Genomic DNA, 26103 nt, shown 5'->3' with positions numbered 1-26103 from the left:
ACCGCCAGCCCGGAGGCGCGCGACCGCCCTCGCGCCGAGCGCACGACCGGCCGTTCCGACCTGGCACGCAACCCGCGGTTCGCCGAGCTGTCGCCCGAGGTGGGCGTCCTCGACGAGGAGGCCCTCGCCTCCGCCCTGAGCGACGACCCCGACGAGACGCTCACCTTGTTGGTCGAGATGTCGTCGGCGACCGACGAGGCGCTGCGCAGCCAGGTGCGCCGGCTGGCGCCTCGACTCATCCTGGAGCAGACCCGACGTGGCCTGCCAAGATCCTCCGGGGTCTCGAAGCGACGCATCCGTGCCGCCACGGTCGGAGGTGACATCGACCTCGACCGGTCCATGGACAGCGTGCTCGGCGCTCGCGCGGAAGGTCGCCGCGCCCGGCTCGACGAGCTCCTCGTCAGCGACTGGGCCAAGCCCGAGCTGGCGCTGTGCCTGGTGATCGACCGGTCCGGCTCGATGAACGGGGCTCGACTGACGACGGCGGCGGTCGCGGCTGCTGCGTGCGCCAGCCTGGCTCCTCGAGAGAATGCGGTGATCACCTTCGCTGCTCTGGTCGACGTGCTCAAGCCGATGCAGGAGCGCCACCCGGCGAGCGAGACGGTGGCCTCGATCCTGTCCCTGCGTGGACACGGCACGACCTCGCTCTCGGCTGCGCTCGAGCAGGCGCGTCGTCAGCTGGGCAGGGCCGCTGCACGGCGCAAGGTCACGCTGCTGCTCTCGGACTGCCGGGCCACCGAGGAGTCGGAGTCCGCAGCCGCGGCCTCGAGCCTCCAGGAGCTGATCATCCTGGCTCCGAGCGACGACGTGGAAGCAGCCGAACAGCTGGCTCGAGCATCAGGAGCCGCCTGGGCTGCGGTCGACAGCGTGCTCGACGTGCCGCGGCTGCTCAACCGCTTGATGGCCGACGATCGTGTCTAGGTGATCGACTTCAGCGCGGAGAACTGGTCGTCTCGGAACTCGCCCGGAGCCACCGCGTCCTGCAGGGCCAGCTCGTTCTCACGCTGACGCAGCTCGACGCGCCGGATCTTGCCCGAGATGGTCTTGGGCAACTCGGCGAACTCCAGCCGCCGGATGCGCAGGTACGGCGCCAGGTGCTCGCGCGCATGCTTCAGGATCTCGAAGGCCGTGTCCGCGGTCGGTTCGTGACCGGGCGCCAGGACGACGTAGGCCTTCGGGACGGCCAGCCGGACAGGGTCGGGCGCTGGCACGACGGCCGCCTCGGCGACTGCCGGATGCTCGATGAGCACGCTCTCCAGCTCGAACGGACTGACCTTGTAGTCGGAGGCCTTGAACACGTCGTCGGTGCGACCGATGTAGGTGACGTAGCCGTCCGCGTCGATCGAGGCCACGTCGCCGGTGTGGTAGACGCCGCCGGCCATCGCCTCGGCGTTGCGCTCGGCGTCCCCCAGGTAGCCCGTCATGAGAGGCAGGGGCCGACCTGTCGGTCCCTCGAGGTCGAGACAGATCTCTCCCTCGACACCGTCTCCGGCAACGCGTTCGCCCGTCAGCGGGTCCACGAGCACGACGGGTATGCCGGGCAGCGGGCGACCCATCGAGCCCGGCTTGACCCGTGCCCCAGGGACGTTGCCCAGGGCGGCTGTCATCTCGGTCTGGCCGAAGCCGTCCCGCAGGGTCAGTCCCCACTTCTCCTCGACCTGGGAGATCACTTCGGGGTTCAGCGGCTCACCGGCGCCGATGATCTGGCGCAGCGCGCCGGGTCCTCCCGACAGGTCCGCCTTGATCAGCATCCGCCACACCGTCGGCGGCGCACAGAAGGTGGTGACCTCCTCGCGACGCAGCGCCCCCAGCAGCGCCGCCGCGTCGAAGCGCGAGTAGTTGTAGATGAAGACCGTCGCCTCGGCGATCCAGGGCGCGAAGAAGCAGGACCACGCGTGCTTGGCCCATCCGGGCGAGGAGATGTTGAGGTGCACGTCGCCGGGCCGGAGGCCCAGCCAGTACATCGTGGAGAGGTGACCGACCGGGTAGGACACTTGCGTGTGCTCGACCAGCTTCGGCCTGCTCGTCGTCCCCGACGTGAAGTAGAGCAGCAGGCGGTCGGCCGGCGTGGTCGCTGGATGCTCGACATCACGGTCGTCGAGGTCCCGGTGCTCGGTCAGGTCGAGCCAGCCGTCCACCGCTCCGACCGAGATGCGGGTGTAGTCACCGGGCACCTCGTCGAACTTGCCGGCATCGGCGGCATTGCAGATCACGTGCCTGGCCTCGCCCCGCTCGATCCGGTCGGCGAGGTCCGCAGGCCCGGCAGCGGTGGCAGTCGGCATGATCACCGCTCCGAGCTTCATCACCGCCAGCATGCTCTGCCACAGCTCGATCTGGTTGCCCAGCATGATGATGACCGAGTCGCCCTTGCGCACGCCTCGGTCAGCGAGCCAGCGGGCGACCTGGTTGGAGCTGCGCCGCATCTCGTCGTACGACGTGGAGGAGCGGGTCCCGTCCTCCTCCAGGATCACCAGGGCCGGCCGCTGGTTCCCGGCCGCGACGTGGTCGAACCAGTCGACCGCCCAGTTGAAGCGCTCTCCGACTTCCGGCCAACGGAACATGTCCAGGGCGTCGTCGTAGCGACCGGACAGTGCGATGAGCTGGTCCCGCGCGGCGAGGTAGGCGGTCGTCGATGTGTTCATGGGTTGTTCCTTTCGCGGTGTCGACCTCATGCTCGCCTTCCGGCGCCGCCGTCCGTGTTCACGATCTGCACATGCTCGGCCCCGGCGGGGTGACTAGGCTCGTGAGATCCGGATCACTGACCTGAAACGTGTGGAGGACCGCATGGAGTCGTACGCCGCCGGCGAGCTCGAACCCCCACTGCTGGAGGAGACGATCGGTGCCAACTTCGAGCGCACCGTCGCTGCTCAGCCCGATCGCGAAGCGCTGGTCGAGGTGGCCAGCGGGCGCCGGTGGACCTGGTCCGAGCTGAACCACGACATCGATGCCCTGGCGCGCGGGTTGATCGCCGCCGGGCTGACGGCGGGCGACCGCGTCGGGATCTGGGCGCCGAACTGCGCGGAGTGGGTGCTGGTGCAGTACGCCACGGCCAAGCTCGGGATCATCCTGGTCAACGTCAATCCCGCCTACCGCACCCACGAGTTCGCCTACGCCGTCAACCAGGCCGGCGTGCGCCTGCTGATCAGCGCGGAGAGCTTCAAGACCAGCGACTACCGCTCGATGGTCGGTGAGACGCACGCCGAGTGCCCCGGCCTCGAACGCGTGGTCTTCATCGGCACCGACGACTGGTCCGACCTGATCGCGTCCGGCGCTGACGTCGCAGCCGGCACCGTGGCGGAGCAGATGGCGCGGCTCGAGCCCACCGACCCGATCAACATCCAGTACACCTCCGGCACCACTGGTCGCCCCAAGGGCGCGACGTTGAGCCACCGCAACATCCTCAACAACGGCTACCTCGTCACCGACCTGATCGACCTCGGGCCCGACGACCGGCTGTGCATCCCGGTGCCGTTCTACCACTGCTTCGGGATGGTGATGGGCAACCTCGGCTGCACCTCCCACGGGGCGACGATGGTCATCCCGGCGCCCGGCTTTGACCCCGAGATCACCTTGCGCACGATCGCCGCGGAGAAGTGCACCGGCGTGTACGGCGTACCGACGATGTTCATAGCGATGCAGAACCACCCGAGCTTCGCCGAGCACGACCTGTCCTCCCTGCGCACCGGCATCATGGCCGGCTCCATCTGCCCGGTCGAGGTGATGAAGCGCTGCGTGAACGACATGCACATGGCCGAGGTCTCCATCGCCTACGGCATGACCGAGACCTCGCCGGTCTCGTGCCAGACCCGCGCCGACGACGACCTGGACCGGCGCACGGCCACCATCGGCCGGGCGCATCCGCACGTCGAGATCAAGATCGTCGACCCCGTCACCGGCGACATCGTCGAGCGCGGCCAGCCGGGCGAGTTCTGCACCCGTGGCTACTCCGTGATGCTGGGCTACTGGGAGAACCCCGAGAAGACCGCGGAGGCGATCGACAGCGACGGCTGGATGCACACCGGCGACCTCGCGGAGATGCGCGAGGACGGCTACTGCAACATCGTCGGCCGGATCAAGGACATGGTGATCCGCGGCGGCGAGAACGTCTACCCGCGCGAGATCGAGGACTTCCTCTACGCGCACCCCGACATCGAGGACGTCCAGGTCATCGGCGTCCCCGATGACAAGTACGGCGAGGAGCTGTGCGCCTGGATCAAGCTCAAGTCCGGCGCTGCCGAGCTCGACGCCGCCGCGGTTCGTGCGTACGCCGACGGCAAGCTCGCGCACTACAAGATCCCGCGCTACGTGCTGCTCGTGGACGAGTTCCCGATGACCGTCACCGGGAAGATCCGCAAGGCCGAGATGCGCGAGGAGACCACCAAGCGGCTGGACCTCGGATAATGGTTGGGTCGTGCCGAGGCTAGACGAGGCCCGGGTTGTCTACTAAGCGTGCGAGCGTTGGGCTCAAGTGCACGCCCGCGGAGTACTCGATCGCTCACGCCGCCCAGGACACAATCGGGGCCGACACACGCCTCCTCAGCCGCGAGACGCATCGGTGAAGCCGTCGTCCCGACGCGACCTCGCTGAACGTTGTCGCCGGTTCGCTTTGGGCATCTCATGATGTGTGGCCGTTCGGTGACAACGCGCAGAAGTTCGAGGAGATCGCGACCCTTGAGGCCCCGATGGCCAGGCCATCGACAGCATAACGGCCTGAATCGCCCTGAGAGTTGAACGGAACAGGATCTCGACCAGACCGGTGGGAAAGCGTTGGCCGATCTCCGTCAGTCAAGCGACAGGCACACGTCCGGCCTATCCCGAGTGTCGCTGGCCGACCGACATACGTCGCCTCCGCAGTTCACGCGGTTGCGCCGAACGCGATCAGCGGAAGCGGATCCCTCTGTGGCACGCCCTGGACTCGATGGAGGATGCCCGCGGCCTCCTGCGCGGTCACGACATGTCGAGCAGGGTAGGACGGTCGCCGGCCCGGCCGCTGGAATCATCCACAGGGATGGGCCGTGCCACTCTGGGGACGTGGATTGGTCAACGCTCATTGCCAGCGCGGGGAGCGCCGTTCGGCGCCGTGGTGTCACTTGTGGCCGTATCCCAGGTCACGGTGCGTCGAGCACGCGCTGAACGACGCGAAGCCGCTCGCCTCGCCGTCGCCGCTGCGGGCAAGCCGCTGCAACTCGAGTTGGCCCGATACACCTATGCCGCCGGTCAGAGAACCTCATCCAAGCGCGACAACGAGGCGGCGCACATGGACGACCATCAACACGTGGTGGTTGGAGTCAGGGTCTCGTGTCGAAGTCGACGTCGATCCGGAACACGTCGGCACGGAGCCAGGAAAGCGTGAGCTCGACCGGCCGATGGTCACGGGCGGCCGCGTCGGTGCGGCTGCGGATCGCGATCACCAGCGGTCGGCCGCTAAGCCCGAGATGCTGGGCCACCTCGGACGGCGCGGGGTCGATCGCGACGCCGAACCAGCCGCGCACCGGCTGGATGCCGTAGTGGCCTGCCAGGGTGTCGTGCAGAGACGCTCCGGGCTCGAGGACCTGTGTGAGGTTGGGGACGAGATCCGGGTCGAGCCAGGTTTCGGCGAAGCCAACTAGGTCGTTGTCGACGTACCTGTCGCGGGAGATTGCGAGGAGTTGTCGTCGAGCACCCACCCGCATCCGGCTCCGCACCTCCGCCGGTGGCTGGTCGAGGCGCCAGCCCGTGGTGCGAATGTGCGGGGTCAGACCGGCTTGGCGCACGCTCGCGCTCCAGCTCGGTGGGCTGTGCCGGCTGATGGTGTAGTCGATGCGCCGCGAGACGTACGTTCCGCTGCCCTGCCTGCGCCGGACGAGGTAGCGAGATTCGAGCTCGGACAGGGCGGCCCGTGCGGTGAGGCGGCCGACGCCCAGGTCCCGGGCGAGTTCGTCTTCCGATGGGAGCCGCGTGCCGACGGGTTGCTCTGCGATGCGCTCGGCCAAGGCGTCGGCTGTGGCTAGGTAGACCGGTATCCGGGCGGAGGGCCTTCGGCGCGGGACGTCGTTGATGGGTAGGATCATAGCGGCGAGCGGGACGTCGTCAGCACCTCTCGGTTCGGGTTGTTGACGGCTCCCTCGGGCACCTTTCCGGCCAGCACCTTCAGGATGGCGTTTGCCGCGTGCTCCTCGATCGCGAGCCGGGCAGTTGCGACCGCCGAGCCCAGGTGTGGGGTGAAGAGGGTCTGCTCGTTCAGCTCTAGCAGGTCGGGGTGCGGGCCGTCTGGTCGGTTGTGGCGTGACAGGTCCTCGAACTCGAAGACGTCGGCGGCGTACCCGCCGAGGTGGCCACCGCGCAGCAGCTCGGTGACGGCGTCCTCGCTCACCACCGAGCCTCGTCCGACGTTGACCAGCAGTGCGCCCGGCCGCATCGATGCGAGTGCTTCGCGGTTCAACAGGTGCAGGCTGTCGGGCACCAGGGGTGCACAAACCACCACGGCATCGCTGTGTGTGAGCAACTCGGTGAGCTCCACGCGCTCCAACCCGAGTGCGCTGGCCTTCGACGGCGTCACTGGCTGGGGGTCCCAGTAGAGCAGGCGGGCGTCGAAGCCCCCGAGCAGCCGCGCCACCGCCTGTCCAAGCACACCGGCCCCGACGATCCCGATCGTGGCGCCGATGAGCGTGCGGCCGTAGAGCACCGGCCGCCACCCCGGGAAGCCATCGCGCACTCGGCGGTCACCGCTGGTCACATGACGCGCGAGCCCAATAAGCAGCCCGAGGGCGAGCTCGGCGGTGGGTTCGGTGAGCAGATCCTCGACCCGGGTGAGCCAGATCCCGCGCTCGGTGCAGGCATCGACGTCGATGTTGTCGTAGCCCTTGAGGGCTCCCGCAACGACCTGCAGCCGCGGACAGCCATCGAGGAAATCCGCGTCGATCTGGTCGGGCATGAACGCCATCAACGCGTCGGCGTCTGCGGCCCGTCGCCGCAGTTCGGAGGCGGGGAGGCTGTCGTTGTCCTGGTTCGGCACGACCTCGCAGACGCGGCCGAGGAGATCGAGGATCTCGGGGTGCACCCGATGGGTCAGGACGACCACCGGACGCGCGAAGGTGTCGGTCATGCGAACCTCTTCCTGAGTAGGCCACCGAGGGCGTCGACCACGGTGACGGTAGCGAGAATGACGAGCAGGATGGCGGAGACTTCCTCGTATTTGAGCGTGCGCAGCGCGGCGATCAGTTCGAACCCGATCCCGCCGGCGCCGACCACACCGACCACCACCGAGGCCCGGAAGTTGAACTCCCAGCGGTAGATCGTGACGTCAGCCATCTGCGGCAGAACCTGGGGCAGGACACCGTGCATGATCACCTGCGCCGGAGTCGACCCGACGGCGCGGGCGGCCTCCACCGGGGCCTGGTCGGCGTGCTCGATCGCCTCGGCGAAGAACTTGCCAACCATGCCGGCCGAGTGGATGCCGAGGGCAAGCGCGCCGGGCAGGGCGCCGAAGCCCACTGCGGCGACGAACACGATCGCCATGATCAGCTCCGGCACTGAGCGCAGGACGTTGAGCATCATCCGCGCCGACCAGTAGACGGCAGGGTGGGGTGAGGTGTTACGTGCGCCGAGGAGCGCCAGGGGGACCGACAGCAGCACCGCGAGCGCGGTCGCGGCCAGACTCATCGCCAAGGAATCCCAGAGCGGACCCCACCAGGCGTTCAGGTTGGTGAAGTCTGGCGGCCACATCTCGCCGAGCAGGTCCACGATGTCGACCAGCCCGGCACCCATCCGGGCACTGTCGAGCAGGCCGACGAAGTAGGCGCAGAAGAGCACCAACGCCGCCACGGCGACGAGCTCTGCTGCCCGACGGCGCCAGTCAGCGCGCACCTGCTGGGCGACCGCCCGGAAGCTTGCCTCCTGGACATCTTCCTGGTCGGAAGAGAGCAGCCCGATGCTCACTGGAAGTCCGCCAGGTCGATGTCGAGCAGCGGCGCGAGCTCGCGTACGACGTCGTAGTCCTCATCGGTGATGGGCTCGAACCCGGTAGCGCCGAACGGCTCCAGCACCTCAGTGACGTCAAGCTCGAGGAAGGCGTTGCGCACCTGCTCCTTGAAGTCTTCGGGCAAGCTCGCCTGCATGGTCCAGGGGTAGTTGGGATAGGGCTCCGACTCCGCGATCACCGCCACCTTGGCCGGGTCGATGATGCCTTCCTCGACGAGCCGCTCGTAGATCGGCTTGCTGAGGCCGCCTGCCTCGGCGTTGCCGTTTTGCACCGCGAGAGCGACGGCGTCGTGGGCGCCGACGTGTTGCTCCTGGTAGTTCCCTTCGTCGACGATCAGATCCGCCTGCTCGACGAGCATCGCCTTCGGGATCAGGTGGCTGGAGGTGCTGGCCGGGTCGCCCCAGGCGACGGTCTTGCCGGCGATGTCATCAAGGTTCTTGATGACATCGGGGTTGCCTACGATCACTGCTCGGTACGTCGGGGCCTCGCCCTCTACGTCCTGCATCGCTGCGAATGGCTCGATGTCGGACTTCTCCTGAGCAAGGACGTAGGAGAGAGGGCCGAAGTAGCCGAGCTCGAGGCGGCCGCGGGCCATGGCCTCGATCATCGAGGAGTAGTCGGTGGTGACGACGAGCTCCACCTCGACGCCGAGCTCATCCTCGAGGTACTGCCGCAGCGGCTCGTTGTTCTTGATCACGTCTGAGGCGTTCTCGTCGGGCAGCAGCGCCACCCGCAGGGTCTCGGGTACCTCGTTGGCCACGGCCTTGGCCCCGCTCCCTGAGCTGGAGCCGCAGCCGGCGAGGACGAGCGCCAATGAGATCAGGGTCGCGACGACGAGGGTGGGATGACGGTGAACGGGCATGGGTGTTCCTTGGGATGTGGTTGGGAAAAAGGGGGTGGGTCGTACTACCTGGCGGCGGCGACGGCTGCCTGTTTGACCGTGGGGTCGGTCAGGGCTGGCTCGACGGCGTTATCGGTGACGCCCTCGTAGATCAGCTGCAGGTCGGCGTCGGTGACGTTGTCGGCTGGGCCGTCGTACACGACCTCGCCGTGCGCGAGGCCGATGATGCGGTCCGCGTGCCCGAGGGCCAGGTCGACCTGGTGCAGGCTGGCGACCAGAGTGATGCCGTTGTGCTCGCAGACTCGATGCAGCAGCGACATGACGCGCTGGGAGGTTGCCGGGTCCAGGCTGGCAACCGGTTCGTCGGCGAGGATGAGGCGCGGCCTTTGCGCGAGGGCTCGAGCAATGCCGACCCGCTGTTGCATGCCGCCGCTCAGGCTGTCGGCACGCTCCAGGGCCTTGTCGAGCAGCCCGACCTGATCGAGCGCATCGAGCGCGATGCGCTCGTCCTCGCGGGTGGAGGGCAACAACCCGCGCCACAGGGACTGGTACCCGACCCGCCCCAGCAGAACGTTGCGCAGGGCGGTATAGCGCGGAATCAGCTGGTGGTGCTGGAAGACCATGCCGGTTCGGCGGCGGTGGTCTCGTAGCGCGCGGCGGGACTCAAGGGGCGGCAGGTCCTCGGCTCGGACGGTGCCGGTCGAGGGAGTGACAAGCATGTTCATGCAGCGCAGAAGCGTCGACTTGCCCGCCCCTGAGGGCCCCAGTAGCACAGTCACCTGCCCGGGTTCGATCTTGAGATCAGTGCGTTCCAGAGCTCGCACGCCACCCTTGTAGGTCTTGCTCACCTCGGAAAGTTCGAGCACGAGCGCTCCTCTATAGGTTTTAGGGGGAATGCCTGAAACGTATAGAGGATTTGTGAAGGCGGAAGGGGTCACGCCTTAACGCCCGGTGAACGTGTGCCGGCGATCCGCCGCGATTACGCAGGTACTCGGGGACGGGCACGGTGTCGGGACTAGGCTGACGGACCGTGGCCCCTTGGAAGTCGACCGACTACGTGGTTGGTCACGTAGCGGCGGTGCTCGGCGACCGGATGATCGATAACGCCCGCGTCGTGGTGCGCGAGGGTCACGTCGTAGAGGTGGGAGCGCATCCACCGGGTGCCAGCTGCGACTTGGACGGGCGGGGCGCCCACCTCCTGCCAGGTCTCGTTGATGTTCACAGCGACATGCTCACCAAGGAGCTGTGCCCGCGGCCGGGCGTAACGCTCGACCCCTCGTTCGCCCTCGGGTCGGCCGGCGCCCGCCTTCGCGCTGCGGGTATCACGACCGCCTTCCACGGCCTAGCTTTTCAGCAGCGATCCATCCTGGGCATGCCGATCGGCTCCCCCGACGCAGTCGACCTGTCACACGTGCTGCGTAATCCCCCTGACACCCAGGCGGACCACCGAATCCTGCACCGGCTCGACGTCCGCTGCGCCTACGGCCGAACGACGCTGGACGACCACCTAGCTCGGCTCCCCCCTGAGGGGGGCCTCCCGGTCGTGTCCTATGAGGACCACACCCCGGGGATTGGTCAGTTCCACGACGAGGCGACGATGCGACGCTGGCTCGTGCTGGGGGAGGGAATGACCGAGCAGCAGGCCGCGGACCACGTCGCTGGTTTGCGCCGCGACCGGAACCTCCGCCTCGATATCCGAGACAGCGCGCTTGCGTGGCTGGGCCACCTGACACACGCTGGCCGGATCCGGCTCTGGGGCCACGATCTCGCCACCTCCGCGGAGGTCAACGCGCTCGTAGCGCACGGCGGGACCGTAGCGGAGTTCCCCACCACGCTCACGGCCGCACGCGCCGCCCGTGAGCGCAACATGCTTATCGTCGCGGGCGCCCCCAACGTAATCCGCGGCCGTTCCCATACCAGAAACGTCTCGGCCACCGAACTCGCAAGAGCCGGACTGGTCGACGCCCTGGCCAGCGACTACCTGCCCACCGCGATGCTGCCCGCCGCGCTGAAGCTAGCGCGGGACGGGGTGATGACCCTGCCGCGCGCGATCGCGCTCGTGACGGCAGGACCCGCCGCGTGCGTGGGCCTCCACGACCGCGGTTCTCTGCGGGAAGGCGCTCGCGCCGATCTGGTGCTGGCCGACCTCAGCTCCACCTGGCCCGTCGTGCACCCGCTTTGCCCACCCGCCGCGTCCGCGAGGGTAGCCGACGCTACGGAGTCGTGAGCCTCGGCCTCGATCCGCAAGTTGTTCAGCGGCCCGGGAGGGTCGGGTGTGGCTGAGCCTTGATCGCCCTTGAGGTCGCTCCGGTGAAATGGCCGCCCGGCTCCTCCGGGCGCCTTGGTTGCTGATTGAGAATGTGCGTTCTGGTCGCTGTTTACGGATCGGCTTACGGCGAATCCTGCCTGACCCTGGCACGTTGGGCCGACGAATGCGCGCCGATGTGTGGGATCTGTTGCAGGGTGCTGAGCTCGTCGCGGGCTTGGTGGAGTTCGAGGGAGAGTTCGCCAATGATCTTGGCCAGCGTCTTGGTGGTCTCGCGTTCGGCCGCGAGCTGCGCTTTGAGGCTGGCGTTTTCGTCCTTGAGCGCACGGTTGTCGTCGGCGACCCGTGCGATCGAGGCTGGGGTGGCGTGCTGGGCTTTGACGCGCGCCCGGAAGTCGTCGACGAGGTCCTTGTGGTCGGCGTAGACGACGTCGCGGCGCAGGCCGGATTCGGTGATCAGTTCGCTGCTGGTGAGCTTCCCGCTGGTCGACCGCAGCGGGGTGCCGGCGAGGAGTCGCCGGATGGCGGCGGCCAGTTCGCGGCGTTCGGCGTCCCGGTCGCGTCTCTTGCGGGTCATGAGATATCGCCTTGCCCGGATGGTGCCTGGTGTTGGGCAAGCACGGCTCGGACCTGGCCGGCTTGGGCGCGGGCACGGTCACGCATCGGAGCCGGTGTGAGTACGTCGGCGGCGGCATGATCGAGGATGTCTAGTCGTTCGCGCAGCTGGGTGATGTCGCGGTCGGTGTAGGCCAGGTTCGCGCATCCCGATTGGCATTCGGCCTCGAGGGGAGCGTCGTGCGCGGGAAGCCCCTGGGTCAGCCGGGTGGTGCGGCATGCGGCGGTTTCGGGCCGGTATACGCAGGTCATCCCCTCGCCGTGGTGGATGCTGGTGTCTGCGTGCCCGAGGAGGCGTTCGACGTTGCGGACGCGGTTGACGATTCGTCCGGCGAATCGGTGGGTGCGTTCGATCCGGTCCCGGTATTCGGTGGCAGCGGGGCCGCTGACGTGTTCCCCGTCTTGCAGCAGCGCATGGTCTCGTTCGTTGTGTTCGATGATGGCCTCCAATCGTTCGATGGCGAGATCGTCGAGCCATCCGGTGTCGGCCTTCCCGCTGTAGCTGAGCGTGACGGTGGTCGAGACGTGCCCGTATTGGAGAGCGGCGGCGATCAGCCCGCGGGGCCGGCGCACGATGAAGTAGGCCAGGGTGCGGCGGAAACGTGTCGGGTAGATACGCCCGGCCGGATCCGCAGGGACGAGCGGCCGCCCGTCGGCACGGTGGAAGGTGGCGTTCAGCCAGGCGATCAGGTTGCTCAGGTCGCGGGTGATCTCACCGGGGCGGCGGGCGTGGTGTTCGGCGGGCCTGAGCTGGTGTGGCTTGAGGAGGCTGGCCGGGAACACGAACGGCGAGTCGGACAGTTGCTCCAGCAGCGCCATGGCCTGGTGGACGGGGCGCACGACGACCCAGGAGCGGCCCCAGGGGTCGTCCCCGACCGTCGGGCGTGGGGCTCGCGCGGTTCCCTTGCCGTAGCGGCCGACCACCAGCAGCTGGCCGGTCGCCTCGTCCTGGCTGGCGCAGCCGCGGCGCAGATTGAGAACCTCTCCGGGGCGCATGCCCGACAGGTAGCTGACGACGACGAAGCAGGCGGCGGACAGGTGGGAGACCAGCCCGGGGAGCTCCCGTGTGGTGATGGGACGCTCGCGCCACGGGCGGCCATCAATTGTGCCGGTGATGGTGCCCATGGGCGAGCCGTCGGCGATCGGTAGGCCACTGTCGACGACGATGGGACGAAGGCTGGGATGTACTTGGTGGTGGGGTAGGCGCAGTAGCACGGCGATCCGGCTCCAGTTGATCCGTGCCTGCTCGTGCGGGTTGCGGGCCGGGTGCCCGGGCAGGGCGTGGCCCTGCGCGGCCGCGGCGGCCACGAACGCCTCGAGCCGCTGCCGTGAGGACAGCCCTTCGAGGGGTCGTTGGCTGGGGTGGGCGCCGGTCTCAAGCTGGCCAAGCTCGGCGCGCGCTGCCACGATGTCGGGGCCGATCGTTTCGACCATGCGCAGGCTCCAGTCCAGCAGGGCCTCCATGGTGGCCGGGGCGACGCGCGGGGTCGTGTTCTCCGCTCCCCACGCTCGGCCTGGGGCCGAGGCCAGCCGTGCCGTGCTCACACCGTCCCAAGGGTTGGTGGTGGCCAGCCGGCACTGCGGTGGAAGACAGGCCCGGTAGACCCAGATGGTGCGCACCGCGGCGAGCAGATCGGCCTTGCGGCGGTTGCTGGCCTCCAGCCCGATCACGTGCCGGCGGTACTGCTGCAGGTGCTGGTCGGTGACCTCGCGCAGGCTGCGCAGGTGATGCAGGCTCATCCAGGACGCGAACACCCACAGGGTCCGCAGCCGGAAGGACAGGGTTCTGACGCTCATCGGGTCGCCGCGACTGGTCATGGTGACGCTGTTGGGGGTGGGGTGTTCCAGGAAGGCCAGGGTGATGGTCTTGAACTGTTCGACCAGCTCGGCCGGCCAGTGGTCCCAGCGGATCGCGTTGATCTTCGCGTGCGCGTCAGGGTGGGCCGGCGCGAGATGCCAGACCGTGTCTTCGAAGCGGGAGAGCTTCTCCGCCGGGGTGCCCGGGCGCACCGTTCGGGCGCGCAGGACACGCACGTTCGCGGCGACGGGGCCGGCGTCGTCGGTCAGCGCAGGTCCCATCGGCCCTCCAGGAGGTCGCTGATCTGTTGGCGGTGCCCGTCGGTGATGGCGGCTTTGGCATGGTCGATCTCGGCGGACTGGAAACCGGTGGTGATCTCGCGCAGCTGTTCCAGTCGGGGCGCGTACCGACGCGCCCACAGGGCCGGTGGCAGGTGCGGGCGCAGCTGCTGCAGCGCCTCGATCGCGGCAAGCTGGATCGGCAGCTGGTGGGGTAGCGCGCGAGCATTGGTGCAGTCCAGGCAGGACAGGAACGAGGCCGAACACGCCACCCCGGCAGGGTCGTACGGGCCGTCGAGGTGATCTCGGCAGGACGCCAGCACGGTGTCCCGGGTGCCATCCAGCAGCCCGGCCAGCTGTTCGACGCTCATGTTGGCCTGCTCGGCGGCGGCCTGCGGGTCGCGGCCGGCCAGACGCACGAACGCCTGGGTGAATACCGGGACGCGGCAGTGGTCGCGGGCCTTTCTGACCTCGGCCCGTAGGGCCTCGGCGACCACGATGCGGCTCTCCTCTTGCACCCCGGGGTTGGGCATCAGGTAGGTATCGCGCATGGTTGCCGCGGTGTGCGCGACGGGGCGGCGGCGCCGTTCGATCGCGGTCAGCCGCAGCCGCCGCACCGAGACCACCGGTTTCTCGCCGGGGACCGCGTGGGTGGCGGTGGGGAAGCCGTGCGCGGCGGCCCACCGTTGCACGTGCTGGCCGGCCAGGGTGGTGATCCACGGGCTGGTCGCCGTGCCGGTGGTTTTGGCGATCCGGCCGGCGAACAGACCCTGGCTGCTGCTCAGGCGGCGGGCGGTGCCGCCCAGGTCGAGCAGGAGCTGGTACACCCGCAGCGGTGACCGGAAGAGCCGGTGCTCCCGGTCGGTGTCGTCGAGAATGTCCTCCAACGCGATAACCATGTGCTGCCGGTTCGGTCCCCGGCGCGGCTTGCACGACTCGACCAACGCCAGGCCCTGGTCGGTCAGTCCCCCATCGGGGCGAAAGTGCGCCGCGGGCCAGGCGGCGACGGTGCCGAAGTTCTGACCGGTCAGGGTGACCAGCAGCACCGCGAATGCGGCCAGCTCATCGGGGGATAGGCACAACACTCCGGCGACCTTGACCAGGCCGCCGCACCTGCGTACCTCCGACGAGGCATCTCCGCTGGGTTTTCGTGGCAGTTCGCCGGTGCGCTCGAAGCCGTCCAACAGCCGAGCGAGCCTGGCCCGGTCGGTGCCCGCCTCCAGGTCCCCGGCCCGGTACCGGGCCAGCAGTCGCCGCCCGTCGTGGATCCGGTCGCGGGCCACCCGCACGTCGTGTCGCGCGGCGGTCAGGATCGTTTGCCACTCGGTGTCGGTGTACACCCGACCGATGCTGTCGTCATGGTCGCTGCGGTGTGCGCCGCGGATGCGGATCGCCGATAGTCCCGCCCGAGCCTGAGGAGTGAGTTGGTCCTCCTCGCGCAGCAGCCATTGCAGCGATTCGATGTAGGTGGCCGCGGTCCGGACCCTCAGGTGCTCGTAGCGGCGGCGAAAGGCGACGAAGTGCTCGGCGACGATGTCCGCCGGGTGCTCCACGTCGATCGGATGCTCCGCGAGAGTTCCCGCGAACTGTCGCGCGGCGTATGCCAACGATCGCGCAGTGGCCAACCGCTTGACCGTCGAGCGGGTACTGGCCTGGCGGGCGAGGCATTCGGCCAACCACCGGCGGATCGGATCGGCGACCGGTAGCCCGGCGAGGTCGAACATCGTGCGGCGCCCACCGGTCTCCTCGATGAACAGCACGCTCTGACCACCCGGCCCCAGACGCGGCAGCGGCGCCCACCCTGCCGATGGCTGGGTGGCGCGCTGTCCGCCTCGCGCCACACGGCTCACCGGATCGCTGCCTGCCCGCTGAGGGGCGAGGTGACTGGCTGCACGGTCCGCCCGCCTTCGTGTGCGAGGGTGCGCAACAGCGCATCGACTCCGGCGGTTTCCTCCTCGTCCAACAGCGCCATCAGGTAGTCGATCTCCAGGCCGGCGAACGGTTCGAGGTAGATGTCTCGCGTGGTCATCGGGTGGGCGTGGCCCATCAGTGCGGCCAGCTGGTACCAGATGTCACCCAGCTGGTCGCGCAGGTCACGCGTCTCCTCCTCGGACAGGCCCGTGACCCGGGTCCGCCAGACCGCCGAGAGGATCGAGTACCACTTGAGGCAGAACGAGTGCCGCAACATGTGCGGGCGAGCCCACAACGGGCACCCGTCCACACCCGCCCCGTCACCGACGGTCTTGGCCCACTCTCGGGCGATGCGACGATTGGCGTGGTCGAAGGTGTCTTCCCACCCGTAGGGCTTCTTCGGCAGCCCATTCGGGGCGAGCCACAGCCACAACGGCGCCAGCCCGTTCGGGGTGCGTCGGAACAAACGGCGTCGCTCGTCCGGGCCGAGCACGTCCAGCGAGACCGACACCGGCCCGCCCGGGTCCTCGATCAGCAGCCGCCGACTGTGCGCGCGGTAGCCGGTCACGACCCGGACGCCGGGCAACTGCTGGTAGCGGCCGGCCCGCTGAGCCCGTCGGACGACCTCAGCCCGGGAGCCCTCCACCGGGTCGGTGTAGGCGGCTACCGCGTGCAGCACGCTCCGCGGGATCCGATACGTCCGGCCGGCCTTGCCGCCCTTGAGGCACGCCGCCGCCACGTGCGCCGGCGCGAACCGGGCCGCGCCCGGTGTGGGGATCTCGACGTCGAGGACGCTGGCCCACTCCGCCAACCGCAGGCCCGTCCCGTACAGGCCATCGACGAACGCCGCATCCCGGTCCTCGTTGATGCCGCGCCAGCCGGGCTGGCGCAGCCCATCGAAGCCGTAGCCGCACAACCCGATGTTGCGCCACTGCTCGAATGCCGACCGCAGCATCCACTTTACTTGCCGACGCGCCGACCCCGCGGGCCGCAACGGGTCCCGGCCCATTGACAGGCGACCCAGCGCATCCCCTGGTTGACGGATGCTGCGCCGCAAGCCCGCCCCGGCGGTCGCGACCGGGTTGGCCACCCCGTACCGCTCCCCGGCCCACAGGTAGAAGCTGTTCAACGCCGCCCGGTCGGTGTCGAAGCTCGTCGGCTGCACCCGGCCGGTGTTGTCCAGCGCGGTCAACCGCCACTCCTTGAACGCCTCCATGTCACCCGCCGTCGCCTTCACCCAACTGCGGTCGACCACCCGCAGGTACTCCAGCCACACCACCAGCGCGTACGCGTACCGGCGCCACGTCGCCGGACGGGCCTCGGTCATGCGCCCGGTGCGGAAGAACAAGTTGACGCGCGGGTCCGGCCGCCCACCCGGGCCGATCAGCACCGGCGTCCCCTGCCGGGCACCATTGGCCACCGCTCGGGCATGCACGTCCCCGAAATCCGACACATCGACCACAGGCACGGGTTCGGTGAAGTCATAGAAGTTCACCGTCCACCTCTCCAAACCAGCAGACAACGATCCCCTCCAAGCAGGCCCTAACCGACAACTCCGCAAAGCCTAGAGAAGCATCGACGCCCCCGAAGTCGCCCACCCGCCGACGCCGGCCGAGTGCTACGCCGACCAGACAACAGACCTGCTCGAGGAGCTCGCGCCGGTCGGCAGCACCGTCCAGCTTGCCACCGACAGCGGCCAGCCCAACCGCGACCGGTACGACCGGCTGCTGCGCTACGTCGACCACGCCGGCGTCGACGTAGCCCACGAGCTCCTGGCCCGGGGCGCCGCACGCCGCTACGAGGCCTCCCCAGAGCTCGCCCGCGAGAAGTCGTATTCCGCGGCCGCCAACGATGCCCAGTACGCCGACAGCGGCCTGTGGGGCACCTGCTGAGGGACGGCCGCGCATGAACGAGCAGCTGACAACGGCCGGGGAAGACGTTGGCCCGGTCGTGCTACAACCGCGGCGTCGACGAGCGCGTCCTCGGCTGCGGTGAGCAGCTGCTCAAAGCAGCGGTCGACCAGGCACTCGGCTGACCGGCGCCGACGCACCCCGAGCACCCGCTGTGGCACAGACCGCCACGCTGCTGCGCCAGCGGCGCGACTGGGACCGCGACCACCAGGTCACTCCCTCGCCGCCCGCCCCGTGTCTGCCCTGCGCCGTGGCGGGCGAGGGGTGCCCCACCCACGCCGGCCGGCGCTGTCGTGCCTGCGGTGGCCAACTGCACCGCATCATCGTCGACGAGGGCTACGACACCCATCCGTGCTGCGACCGCCCCGGGCACGACCGGTTCCCACGCCGTCCTCGAGCGCACGGCACAGATGCTCGCCGCCACATTGCTGGCCAAGCCGGCCTGAGCACTGCCAGGCCCCCGCGTTCAACCCAGTTCGGCCGCGGTGATCGCCCGGGACCTCGGTCCGCACATAGGTGACCAGGAGGACCGGCGCAGCCGGTGCCGGTCCACGGGATTCATGGGAGTTCACATGAGTGAAACCGCTCGCGATGAAGCCGCGCTCGAGGAAGCGGCGCGACGGCGCGCCGAGGAGATCAGGGCCAGCGAGGAAGCAGCCGCCCAGGCCGCTGCCGCTGACACCGGCCCCTCCCCCGACGCCGAGATCGCACAGGTCCACCGGTCCGGCCGCCAGCACGACCACACCGCCGCCTACCAGCGGCCCCAGCTCGGCCGCCGCCGCGGCCCGCGCCGATAGGAGGCCGCGATGGCTACCGCAGCCGCGCCGACAACCGGATCCTCGACCGTCCGCTGGGTCGACTGCTCACACAAGCTGGGGTCGCTGCCCTGCATGAACCACAAGCCGCACGAGGGCGACGGCCGCGGCTGCGTGCACCACTCCACGTCCGGCTTCCAGGACGACGAGTAACCCGCCGCCGGCCGCCGCACCGCCAGAGAACAGCCTCAGCCGTGCACCAGGTGAAGCCGCGGCCGCTGAGGCTGCTCGACGGCCGTTTCCAGGCGCTGCATCCGCTCGAGCGTCATCGGGTGCCCGTAGCGCCGCAGCAGCCCCGCCAGTGCGGGACCGAGGCCGAGCGAGAGCACGAACTGGTCGGCCTGGGCCTCCGTGTGGAGCTCGATCCGCCGGCCGGCCGCCGGCACCAGGTAGGTCAGCGCGATGACCGCGCCCCCGAGCAGACCGGCCCAGGCCCGGTCCTCGACGACCGACTGCACCACGCAGATCACCCCCACGACGCCGCGCAGCGTCCAGGCCAGCCGCATGAACGGAAGCCAGGCGAATGCACGGCCGACGCCGCGGAACGTCGCCACCATCAGCCGCCACGGCGTCGTCGCCGCGAGCACGGCAAGCTCCAGACGCGGCTGGAACGCCTGGCGCCGGCCGACCGCATGAGCCAGCGCGGCGGCCGCCTCCGCGCCAGTCACACCGCCGCGGTACGTCGCCTCGACCAGCCCAGGGCTGACCACCACGGTGCGCCGGCCGATCGCCACCGCCACCGGGGTGCTCGGTCGCAGCGCCCGGCGCACGAACAGCGCGCCGACGTCGACACCGCGGCCGCCCAGCTCGGCCAGCACCGGCGCCATCACCCGGACCTCGGCCTCCGTCGCCGGCCGCGACCTGGTCAACGCCGCGACCGCAGGCTCCTGCAGCTGCCCCAGCGCCAGCGCGACCAGCACGCCGCACGCAGCCATGAACGCCACCAGGCCCAGCGCCGGCGGGAGCAGGGCGCACACCACCACAGTGAGGACGAAGCTCACCAGCAGTGCCGGCGCCAGCGTCACGGCTCTCAGAACGGTCATCGGGAACCTCATCTCGACCCTCCTCCATCTTGCAGCACTAGTGCGGATCTCTTGACTTTGCTCGCGGTGATCGTCCGGCAACCGCCGAACGACATAGGCGAACGAGACCAGTTTGTGCCCAGGTGCCGACAGCACCCCGAGTTATCCACAGCCACGCTGCTCGGCGCAGCGGGCGCGGCCGGGACGTGGGTTCATGGGCCAGACCGACCTCCGACCGAAAGGAACACCCGTGGACACCCTCAACGCTGACGCCACCTGGGACCGCCTCGGCTCGATCGCCCAGCTGCTGCACCAGGCCGCTGCCCAGGTGTGGAGCGACGCCGACGAGGCCGCCCCCGACTCCCCGCTCCACGACCTCGGGCTGGGTGTCTACCTCGCGCACTCCCAGGCCAGCGCCCTGCTGCCCGACGACTACGAGCTACCCGACGTCGACCCGCTCCCCGACCTCGAGGAACGAACGCCCCTGCAGCTGCTCACCGAGGCCGAGGAGCTGACCCGCCCGCTACCGCTGCACCAGCCGGACATGGTCCACGGCTCGCAGCTGGTCGTCGACCTGTGCGACCTCATCCGGGAAGCCCGCGGCCTTGGCTACTGACCTGCGCCTGGCGTACGCCGACATCGACGAGGAGCTCTTCGACGTCGACCAGATCCCGATGACCTCGCGCGACGTACGCACCGTCGGCGAGATGCTCTGCGACGTCGACTACCTGGCTCGCCAGCTGCTCATGGACGTCGACGGCGATGACGCCGGCACGCTCCTGCGGAGCTGGCCGACGATAGTCGCGGCCGCGGAGGACCTGTGGGCCTCGCTACCGGGTCGCCGACCTGGCGTCGACGAGCGCGATCGGCCCATCACCAGACTGTCGGCGCAGGCCTCGACCATCGCGTCCAGCCTGTCCGGCCGGAAGTCCTGGCCAGGTCAGGGCCCGACCAACCCCCGCGTCGACCAGATGACCCAGACTCTCCTCAACGCCGCGGCTCTGGTGCGCCGCTACGGCGCCGAGGTCCCGCACGAGCAGACCGAGGCCCACCGCGACCTCGAGGCAGCCCGGACCAGAGTCATGCACGGTCTCTACCTGACCGCCCACGCCGTCATCGTCGCCCTGCACGAAAACGGCCGCGACCGCGTCAACGACGCCCGCGGCTCGGGCCGCCGGGTCCAGCTGGCCCAGCACCACTCCCCCTACGCGATCGCACCCACCGGGGTCTGGGTAGACCGGATGTCTGCGTGCGAGAACACCGCACGCAGCTACCTGACCGACCGGTTCGCCCAGACACTCGCCGGCGAGGCGATCCGGCCCGTCGACGACCCCGGCCGCCTGGCACAGGCCCTGGCCAACTGGGACATCCAGTCCCACCGCGCGCTGGCCCGCGACCTTGAGCCGTCCAGCATCCTGCTCATCACCCGTACCCAGGGACTCGTCGCCGGCGCCAGCATGGTGCTCGTCGACGCGGCCGCCACCGCCGGCATCCTCGAGCCCTCGGACCGCCTGGTCCCCGCGATCGCCGAAGCAGGGCGCGCCTGGAGCAACCTAGCCGGCCGCTGGGGCGACCTCGCTCCCCCGGGCGCCCGCCTCGAGGAGCCCTTGGCGCGCGCAGCCGCGGAGGTCCGCGCCGCGTACCGCCAGATCACCCACAACACCACCACGCTCGCGACACCGGAAGTCATCGCCACCCGGCCAGGACTCCCCCAAGCCACCCTTGCGACCCTCCGTGCGATCAGGGCCGGCGCCGAGCTCGCGCACGTTGTCGCCGAGAAAGGCAACACGGCAGGTCTCACCGGGCCTGCACGGGCACTCTCGATCCGCGCCCACAACGACATCGAAGCCGGCTTGGTCGTTAATCCGCCGGAAGGCGACGTCGTCTGGGTCAGTCCGGCCGACATCCTCGCCCGCCGCAACGTACCGATACCGCGACCAGTGCGGGAGTCCCTGCGTACAGCGAGTGCAACGACGGTATCCGCCAGTGCAACGGCTGCAGCAACTGCTGACCTGACCATCGCCAACGGCGCCGACCGATCGCTCGATGTCGCGGCAACTTCCCCGGCCCTGAACCCGCTGCCCACGCGTCGACGGTCGCTGCTCGAGCCGGCTTTTACACCCCTACAACGGTTCGGCGGTGCCCAATCACGATGAGGAACCTATGTCCAAGACCACCCTTGCCACGGCTACCAACTCCACGCGGAGGCGCCGGGCGATCCGACCAGCGGCATCGCACAACCGCTGCGCATGGGTCACTTCGGACCCGTTCCTCCTGCGTTGATCGCTGCGGGCGCCTTCCTTCCCCTAGGTGACCGTAAGCAGTCACCGGCGAGACAACGGAGTGGATGCACGATGGCACGACCGACAGCAGCACAGAAACAAGCACGTGAAGCGGCAGAACGCGCTCGCAAAGCCCGCGATACAAGCGCCGACCGACAGGTAGAAACCCCGGCGTTGTCGATGGTGACGGCGGGCTACGACCCGCTCCTGACCATCGAAGAGGTCTCAGAGTGGCTCGGGATTCCCAGAGGCACGCTCTACCAGTGGCGCACCCGCAAGCAGGGCCCTCGGGCCATCAAAGTCGGCGGAGCTCTTCGCTACCGACGCACCGAGGTGGAGACCTACCTGGACCAACACACAGATCCCCGCACTGCCTAGCACGCATACCCTCTAGCGAACGACCGCACAACGCGCCATCCGGAAGGCCCGCATGATCGGCAAGTACCCGTTCGGGATCGACCAGCCCGCATCGAGTGAGGCCGGCTGATGCCGCGCCCGCCGATGCCGCCAGGCACCTGGGGCACGATCGGCGTCTCCAAGACCGCCGCCGGCACCCATGAGGCCTCCGCTAACTATGTGTACTTCAGTGGCCGAGTGGCACGCGTCCGCGCCCGCGCTGACAGCGCCCAGGCTGCTCGCACCGCTCTGATCCGGAAGCTCCAAGAGCTCAACGGCGCCGAGGCCAGCGAGAACGAACTCACTCCGCTGACCACGGTGGCTGAACTCGCAGTCTTCTGGCTGCGAGAGAAAGAGGCGCAGCAGGTGGCTACGAACTCCCTCAAGGCATACCGCAGCACGGTGAACAACCAGATCGTGCCCGTGATCGGAGAGCGACGGCTGCGCGATTGCCGGACGAGCACCCTTGACCGCGTCGTCAAAGATCGAGCCGCCCTTGGCTTCAGCCCCACCATGCTCCGCAAGGTCCTCCACGGAATGTTCGCCGTGGCCGTCCGTCACGACGTCATGGCCTCGAACCCGGTGCGGGACGTCGCGCGTATATCGAAACCGCGACGCGAGATCGAGTACCTCGACATGGACCAGATCCAGGACGTCCGCAGCCTCGTCGCAGAGTCGACCAGCAGCAAGCGACCGGGCCCACGGCCGACCACCGATCTCATGGACGCTGTCGACCTCATCCTGGGTACCGGCTGTCGCATCGGCGAGATCGGCGCGCTTATCTACTCCGAGATCGATCTGGCAGCCACACATCCCACACTTACCGTGTCCGGAACCATCATCACCGAGACCGGTGTGGGCACCTTCCGGCAACCGTGGACTAAGTCCAGCGCCGGCTACCGCACCCTGTTCCTACCACCGTTCGCCGTCGGGATCCTGCTACGGCGCCAGGTCGAGAACCACGCCAACCCGCATGGCGCTGTGTTCCCGACCCGCCGCGGAACCTGGCGGCAGATCTCAAACTGGGAACGGATGTGGAACCAGGTGGTCGACGACACCGCCTACGACTGGGTCACCTTCCACACCTTCCGCAGGTCAGTGGCCACCCTCATTGACCGTGAAGTGGGAATAGACGCTGCCCAGGCCCAGCTCGGTCACGAAGACAGCGACATCACCCGCGACTTCTACGTTCACAAGGCCACGGTCGCGCCCGATCTGACCGTCCATCTCGAGAAGTTCCGGCCCTCTACCTGACGGTCGCCCCACGAAGTCCCCCGCACGGGAGCGCTCGATACCCGGCGTGCACTCTGCCCCGCGCAGAGCGTTCTCGAGGTCTTGGCCGCGAGCGTTACTGGCCTGTTTCTGGACAGTTTCGTCATCAGATTCAAATCTCAGAGGGCCCCTGCCTGGACGTTTGCCCAGGTCAGAGGCCCTCTTCTGGCTCCCCCGGTTGGACTCGAACCAACAACCCTCCGATTAACAGTCGAATGCTCTGCCAATTGAGCTACAGGGGATCGCTTTGCAGCGCGGGCAAACCCTAGCAAGGCCCCCGCGCGGTGGGAAATCAGGGCAGGCCGACATCCCGTCGGGCCAGGTCGAGCGCCTCTGCTGCGGCCGCGCGGACGGCGGGGTCGTCGGGATCGACGCCCTCGTCGTACTCGTAGATCCACTGCACCCCGCCTGCCCCGGACGGCGCCCGGCGCGCGATCACGCGCAGGTTCTGGCGGCGCCCCAGGCTCACGTGGCGCTGCAGCACGATGCTCGCGGTGACGCGCTCGTTCACGAGCTCGAGGAGACGGCCGGGCTGCTCCAGGACCGCGGTGTGGACCGGACGCTCCTCGCCCCAGCTGCCCACCTCGGAGAGCCGGAAGGTCTCGGTGTCGCGGTCCCAGCCGGCGGCCTCGACCTGCTCCCACGGCACGCGCCGGGTGTCGCCGTCGACGACGACGTAGAACGCGTCGCGGGTGCCGGCCATGACGGTGCCCTCGGCCGTGGAGGCCGAGGCCAGCACCTTCTCCCCGGGCTCGACCGCGACCGCCGGCGACGGCGTACGCCCCCAGCCCTTCCTCGACAACGGCCTCATGACGAGGCTCCGGCCTGGCCGACGGCACCCTCGCGCAGCTTGCGTCGGTGCTGCTCGAGCATCACGAGCTCGCCGAACATGCGGTTGTAGTCGAGGGCCTGGTCGACGGGGTTGGTGCGCTGGAGGCGCGCCTTGACGTCGGCGATGCGGCGGGACGTGGTGAGCTCCTGGAGTCGGTAGACGTAGGCCACGGCGAACGTCGGGTTGGGGTCGGAGGTGCCGCGCACGGGCTCGACGCCGAGCTCGGTGATCGCGGCGCTGACGGCCGGCTCGGTCGCGGCGCCCCGCACCTTGTTGGACCAGCCCGGGTCGTCGGCGCCGGCCGCCGGTCCCCCGGCCGCTGTGACGGCCTCCCAGACGCCCTGGAAGGTCGGGTGGGTGAAGTCGGAGGCGGTGACGTGGGTCGTCGTGCGGCCGACCCCGGACGGGTGCTGGATGACGAGCTTGAGCAGCTCGCGCTCGATGAGGAACCGCGGGTCGGACAGGCTCGGCAGCGTGGGCCGGGGCGGCTGCGGCGCCTCGGCCGGCTCCGTGGCGCGGGAGGGTCGCCGCTCCTCGGTGCGCGCGGGCCGGCTGGCGGCACGGCGTACCTCCGTGCGGACCTCGTCGACGTCGACGCCGACCATGTGGGCGAGCTCGCGGGAGAAGGCCTCGACCTTCGTCCTGTCGCGGATGCTCGCCACCAGGCCGGCAGCGTCGCGCAGCGCGTCGACGCGACCGTCGGCGCGGTCGAGGTCGTGGCGGTTGAGGATGTTGTCGAGGGCGAAGCGGTAGAGCGGCTGCCGCTTGGCCACCAGCTCCCGGACGGCCTCGTCGCCCTCCTGGATCCGCAGGTCGCACGGGTCCATGCCCTCGGGGGCGACGGCGACATAGGTCTGGGACGCGAAGACCTGGTCGCTCTCCAGCACCTTCATCGCCGCCTTCTGCCCGGCCGAGTCGCCGTCGAAGGTGAAGATCACCTCGCCGCTGGTCTCGTTGTGGTCGCCGAGGAACCGGCGCAGCACCCGCGCGTGGTCGGTGCCGAACGCGGTACCGCACGACGCCACCGCGGTGCGTACGCCGGCGAGGTGGCAGGCCATCACGTCGGTGTAGCCCTCGACGACGACGGCCTGCTGGGCGTCCTTCATGGCCGAGCGAGCGAGGTCGATGCCGTAGAGGACCTGGCTCTTCTTGTAGATCGCGGTCTCGGAGGTGTTGAGGTACTTGGCCTCGATGCGGTCGTCGTCGAAGATCCGGCGCGCGCCGAAGCCGATGGTGTCGCCGTTGGCCTCCCGGATCGGCCACACCAGCCGCCCGCGGAAGCGGTCGTAGTGGGAGCGCCCGTGCGCGACGAGGCCCGCCGCGACGGACTCCTCGTCGGTGAAGCGGCGTCCCCGCAGGTGGCGGGTCAGCGCCTCGCCGTCGCGGGGCGCGAAGCCGACGCCGAACATCTCCGCCGCGGCCTGGTCGAAGCCGCGCTGGTGGAGGAACTGCCGGGCGACGACCGCGTCGGCGGACGCGAGCTGCTCGGCGTAGAACTCCTGGGCGACCTTGTGCGCCTCGATGAGCCTCCCTCGGGCGGGGCCGCGCGGCCGGACGGGCTCGTCGTCGCCGTCCTCGCGACGCAGCTGGACGCCGACCTTCTCGGCCAGGCGCTCGACGGTCTCGGTGAAGGTGAGGCCGTCGACCTTCATGAGGAAGGCGATGACGTCACCGCCCTCCCCGCAGCCGAAGCAGTGGAAGAACTGGCGGGCCGGGTTGACGTTGAACGACGGGGTCTTCTCGTCGTGGAAGGGGCACAGGCCCTTCAGCGACCCGCCGCCGGCGCGCTTGAGCGTGACGTACTGGGACACGACGTCGTCGATCCGCGCCTTCTCGCGCACCTCGGCGATGTCGTCGTCGCGAATCCGGCCTGCCACGCCGGGGAGTCTACGGGCGTGCGCCCAC

General features: G+C 69.3%; 23 protein-coding genes and 1 tRNA gene. 10 read left to right on the top strand and 14 right to left on the bottom strand.

Features of this window, described 5'->3' with window-relative positions; all coding sequences use genetic code 11:
- Positions 1-99: 99 nt before the first annotated feature.
- Positions 100-921 (top strand): VWA domain-containing protein, encoded by an 822-nt coding sequence (locus IRX98_RS12525; protein WP_224277217.1) that lies wholly within the window; start codon positions 100-102, stop codon positions 919-921.
- On the opposite strand, the gene IRX98_RS12520 is transcribed toward IRX98_RS12525, so the two are convergent.
- A complete protein-coding gene (locus IRX98_RS12520) occupies positions 918-2642 on the bottom strand; it encodes an AMP-binding protein (RefSeq protein WP_224277216.1) in 1725 nt (574 codons plus the stop codon). The genes IRX98_RS12525 and IRX98_RS12520 overlap by 4 nt on opposite strands.
- A 142-nt stretch (positions 2643-2784) precedes the next feature.
- Between IRX98_RS12520 and IRX98_RS12515 the strand changes: the two genes are divergently transcribed.
- The gene (locus IRX98_RS12515; protein ID WP_224277214.1) at positions 2785-4401 is read left to right on the top strand and encodes an AMP-binding protein; all 1617 of its coding nucleotides are present in this window, start codon (positions 2785-2787) and stop codon (positions 4399-4401) included.
- 887 nt (positions 4402-5288) lie between these two features.
- Here the strand turns inward: IRX98_RS12515 and IRX98_RS12510 are convergent.
- Genes IRX98_RS12510 through phnC form a run of 5 tightly spaced genes read right to left on the bottom strand, consistent with a single transcriptional unit; the run spans position 5289 to position 9667 of the window.
- Positions 5289-6050, bottom strand: coding sequence for a GntR family transcriptional regulator (locus IRX98_RS12510; protein WP_224277212.1), 762 nt, complete (start codon positions 6048-6050; stop codon positions 5289-5291).
- Complete coding sequence (locus IRX98_RS12505) at positions 6047-7060, bottom strand: phosphonate dehydrogenase (protein ID WP_224277210.1); 1014 nt, start codon at positions 7058-7060, stop codon at positions 6047-6049. The genes IRX98_RS12510 and IRX98_RS12505 overlap by 4 nt, the downstream gene beginning before the upstream one ends.
- Positions 7061-7080: 20 nt before the next feature.
- A complete protein-coding gene (phnE, locus tag IRX98_RS12500; protein WP_224277207.1) occupies positions 7081-7917 on the bottom strand; it encodes a phosphonate ABC transporter, permease protein PhnE in 837 nt (278 codons plus the stop codon).
- Positions 7914-8822, bottom strand: a complete 909-nt coding sequence (gene phnD / locus IRX98_RS12495) for a phosphate/phosphite/phosphonate ABC transporter substrate-binding protein (RefSeq protein WP_224277205.1) — start codon at positions 8820-8822, stop codon at positions 7914-7916. The genes phnE and phnD overlap by 4 nt, the downstream gene beginning before the upstream one ends.
- A 44-nt stretch (positions 8823-8866) precedes the next feature.
- A complete protein-coding gene (gene phnC, locus IRX98_RS12490; protein WP_224277203.1) occupies positions 8867-9667 on the bottom strand; it encodes a phosphonate ABC transporter ATP-binding protein in 801 nt (266 codons plus the stop codon).
- A gap of 164 nt (positions 9668-9831) precedes the next feature.
- On the opposite strand from phnC, the gene IRX98_RS12485 reads away from it, so the two are divergent.
- The gene (locus IRX98_RS12485; protein WP_224277201.1) at positions 9832-11028 is read left to right on the top strand and encodes an alpha-D-ribose 1-methylphosphonate 5-triphosphate diphosphatase; all 1197 of its coding nucleotides are present in this window, start codon (positions 9832-9834) and stop codon (positions 11026-11028) included.
- Between the two features lie 163 nt (positions 11029-11191).
- On the opposite strand, the gene IRX98_RS12480 is transcribed toward IRX98_RS12485, so the two are convergent.
- From IRX98_RS12480 to IRX98_RS12465, 4 genes are all read right to left on the bottom strand, one after another.
- The gene (locus IRX98_RS12480) at positions 11192-11644 is read right to left on the bottom strand and encodes a hypothetical protein (protein ID WP_224277199.1); all 453 of its coding nucleotides are present in this window, start codon (positions 11642-11644) and stop codon (positions 11192-11194) included.
- Positions 11641-13761 (bottom strand): site-specific integrase, encoded by a 2121-nt coding sequence (locus IRX98_RS12475; protein ID WP_224277197.1) that lies wholly within the window; start codon positions 13759-13761, stop codon positions 11641-11643. The genes IRX98_RS12480 and IRX98_RS12475 overlap by 4 nt, the downstream gene beginning before the upstream one ends.
- Positions 13746-15518, bottom strand: a complete 1773-nt coding sequence (locus tag IRX98_RS12470; protein WP_224277195.1) for a hypothetical protein — start codon at positions 15516-15518, stop codon at positions 13746-13748. Before IRX98_RS12470 ends, IRX98_RS12475 begins: the two co-directional genes overlap by 16 nt.
- An 86-nt stretch (positions 15519-15604) precedes the next feature.
- Positions 15605-17164: a site-specific integrase gene (locus tag IRX98_RS12465; protein ID WP_224277193.1), complete on the bottom strand. Its 1560-nt coding sequence runs from the start codon at positions 17162-17164 to the stop codon at positions 15605-15607.
- Between the two features lie 79 nt (positions 17165-17243).
- On the opposite strand from IRX98_RS12465, the gene IRX98_RS23765 reads away from it, so the two are divergent.
- From IRX98_RS23765 to IRX98_RS12450, 3 genes are all read left to right on the top strand, one after another.
- Positions 17244-17561, top strand: a complete 318-nt coding sequence (locus IRX98_RS23765; protein WP_224277237.1) for a thermonuclease family protein — start codon at positions 17244-17246, stop codon at positions 17559-17561.
- Between the two features lie 590 nt (positions 17562-18151).
- Positions 18152-18376, top strand: coding sequence for a hypothetical protein (locus IRX98_RS12455; RefSeq protein ID WP_224277191.1), 225 nt, complete (start codon positions 18152-18154; stop codon positions 18374-18376).
- A 9-nt stretch (positions 18377-18385) separates the two neighbouring features.
- Positions 18386-18547 carry a hypothetical protein gene (locus IRX98_RS12450; protein WP_224277189.1) on the top strand — a complete coding sequence of 54 codons (162 nt, stop codon included), beginning with the start codon at positions 18386-18388 and terminating at the stop codon, positions 18545-18547.
- 35 nt (positions 18548-18582) lie between these two features.
- Here IRX98_RS12450 and IRX98_RS12445 read toward each other — a convergent pair whose 3' ends face one another.
- Positions 18583-19437 carry a hypothetical protein gene (locus IRX98_RS12445; RefSeq protein ID WP_224277187.1) on the bottom strand — a complete coding sequence of 285 codons (855 nt, stop codon included), beginning with the start codon at positions 19435-19437 and terminating at the stop codon, positions 18583-18585.
- 229 nt (positions 19438-19666) lie between these two features.
- Here IRX98_RS12445 and IRX98_RS12440 point away from each other — a divergent pair, with 229 nt between their 5' ends.
- The 4 genes from IRX98_RS12440 (at position 19667) to IRX98_RS12425 (ending at position 23348) form a co-directional block, all read left to right on the top strand.
- Positions 19667-20032, top strand: coding sequence for a hypothetical protein (locus IRX98_RS12440; RefSeq protein WP_224277185.1), 366 nt, complete (start codon positions 19667-19669; stop codon positions 20030-20032).
- The gene (locus tag IRX98_RS12435; protein WP_224277183.1) at positions 20022-21572 is read left to right on the top strand and encodes a hypothetical protein; all 1551 of its coding nucleotides are present in this window, start codon (positions 20022-20024) and stop codon (positions 21570-21572) included. Before IRX98_RS12440 ends, IRX98_RS12435 begins: the two co-directional genes overlap by 11 nt.
- A 93-nt stretch (positions 21573-21665) precedes the next feature.
- On the top strand, positions 21666-22076 hold the full coding sequence (locus IRX98_RS23480; protein ID WP_308044861.1) for a helix-turn-helix transcriptional regulator: 411 nt from the start codon (positions 21666-21668) through the stop codon (positions 22074-22076).
- Positions 22077-22184: 108 nt separating this feature from the next.
- Entirely contained in the window at positions 22185-23348 is a 1164-nt protein-coding gene (locus IRX98_RS12425) for a site-specific integrase (RefSeq protein ID WP_183593694.1), read from the top strand.
- Between the two features lie 184 nt (positions 23349-23532).
- Here IRX98_RS12425 and IRX98_RS12420 read toward each other — a convergent pair.
- The 3 genes from IRX98_RS12420 to dnaG form a co-directional block, all read right to left on the bottom strand.
- Positions 23533-23608: transfer RNA gene (locus IRX98_RS12420), tRNA-Asn, on the bottom strand.
- Between the two features lie 50 nt (positions 23609-23658).
- Positions 23659-24177, bottom strand: a complete 519-nt coding sequence (locus IRX98_RS12415; RefSeq protein WP_224277180.1) for a hypothetical protein — start codon at positions 24175-24177, stop codon at positions 23659-23661.
- The gene (gene dnaG, locus IRX98_RS12410) at positions 24174-26075 is read right to left on the bottom strand and encodes a DNA primase (protein WP_224277179.1); all 1902 of its coding nucleotides are present in this window, start codon (positions 26073-26075) and stop codon (positions 24174-24176) included. The genes IRX98_RS12415 and dnaG overlap by 4 nt, the downstream gene beginning before the upstream one ends.
- Positions 26076-26103: the final 28 nt, after the last annotated feature.

This window comes from Nocardioides lacusdianchii, assembly GCF_020102855.1.
Lineage (GTDB): Bacteria > Actinomycetota > Actinomycetes > Propionibacteriales > Nocardioidaceae > Nocardioides > Nocardioides lacusdianchii.
Note: the sequence above shows the minus strand (reverse complement) of the source record. Positions and strands in the feature narration are given on the sequence as shown.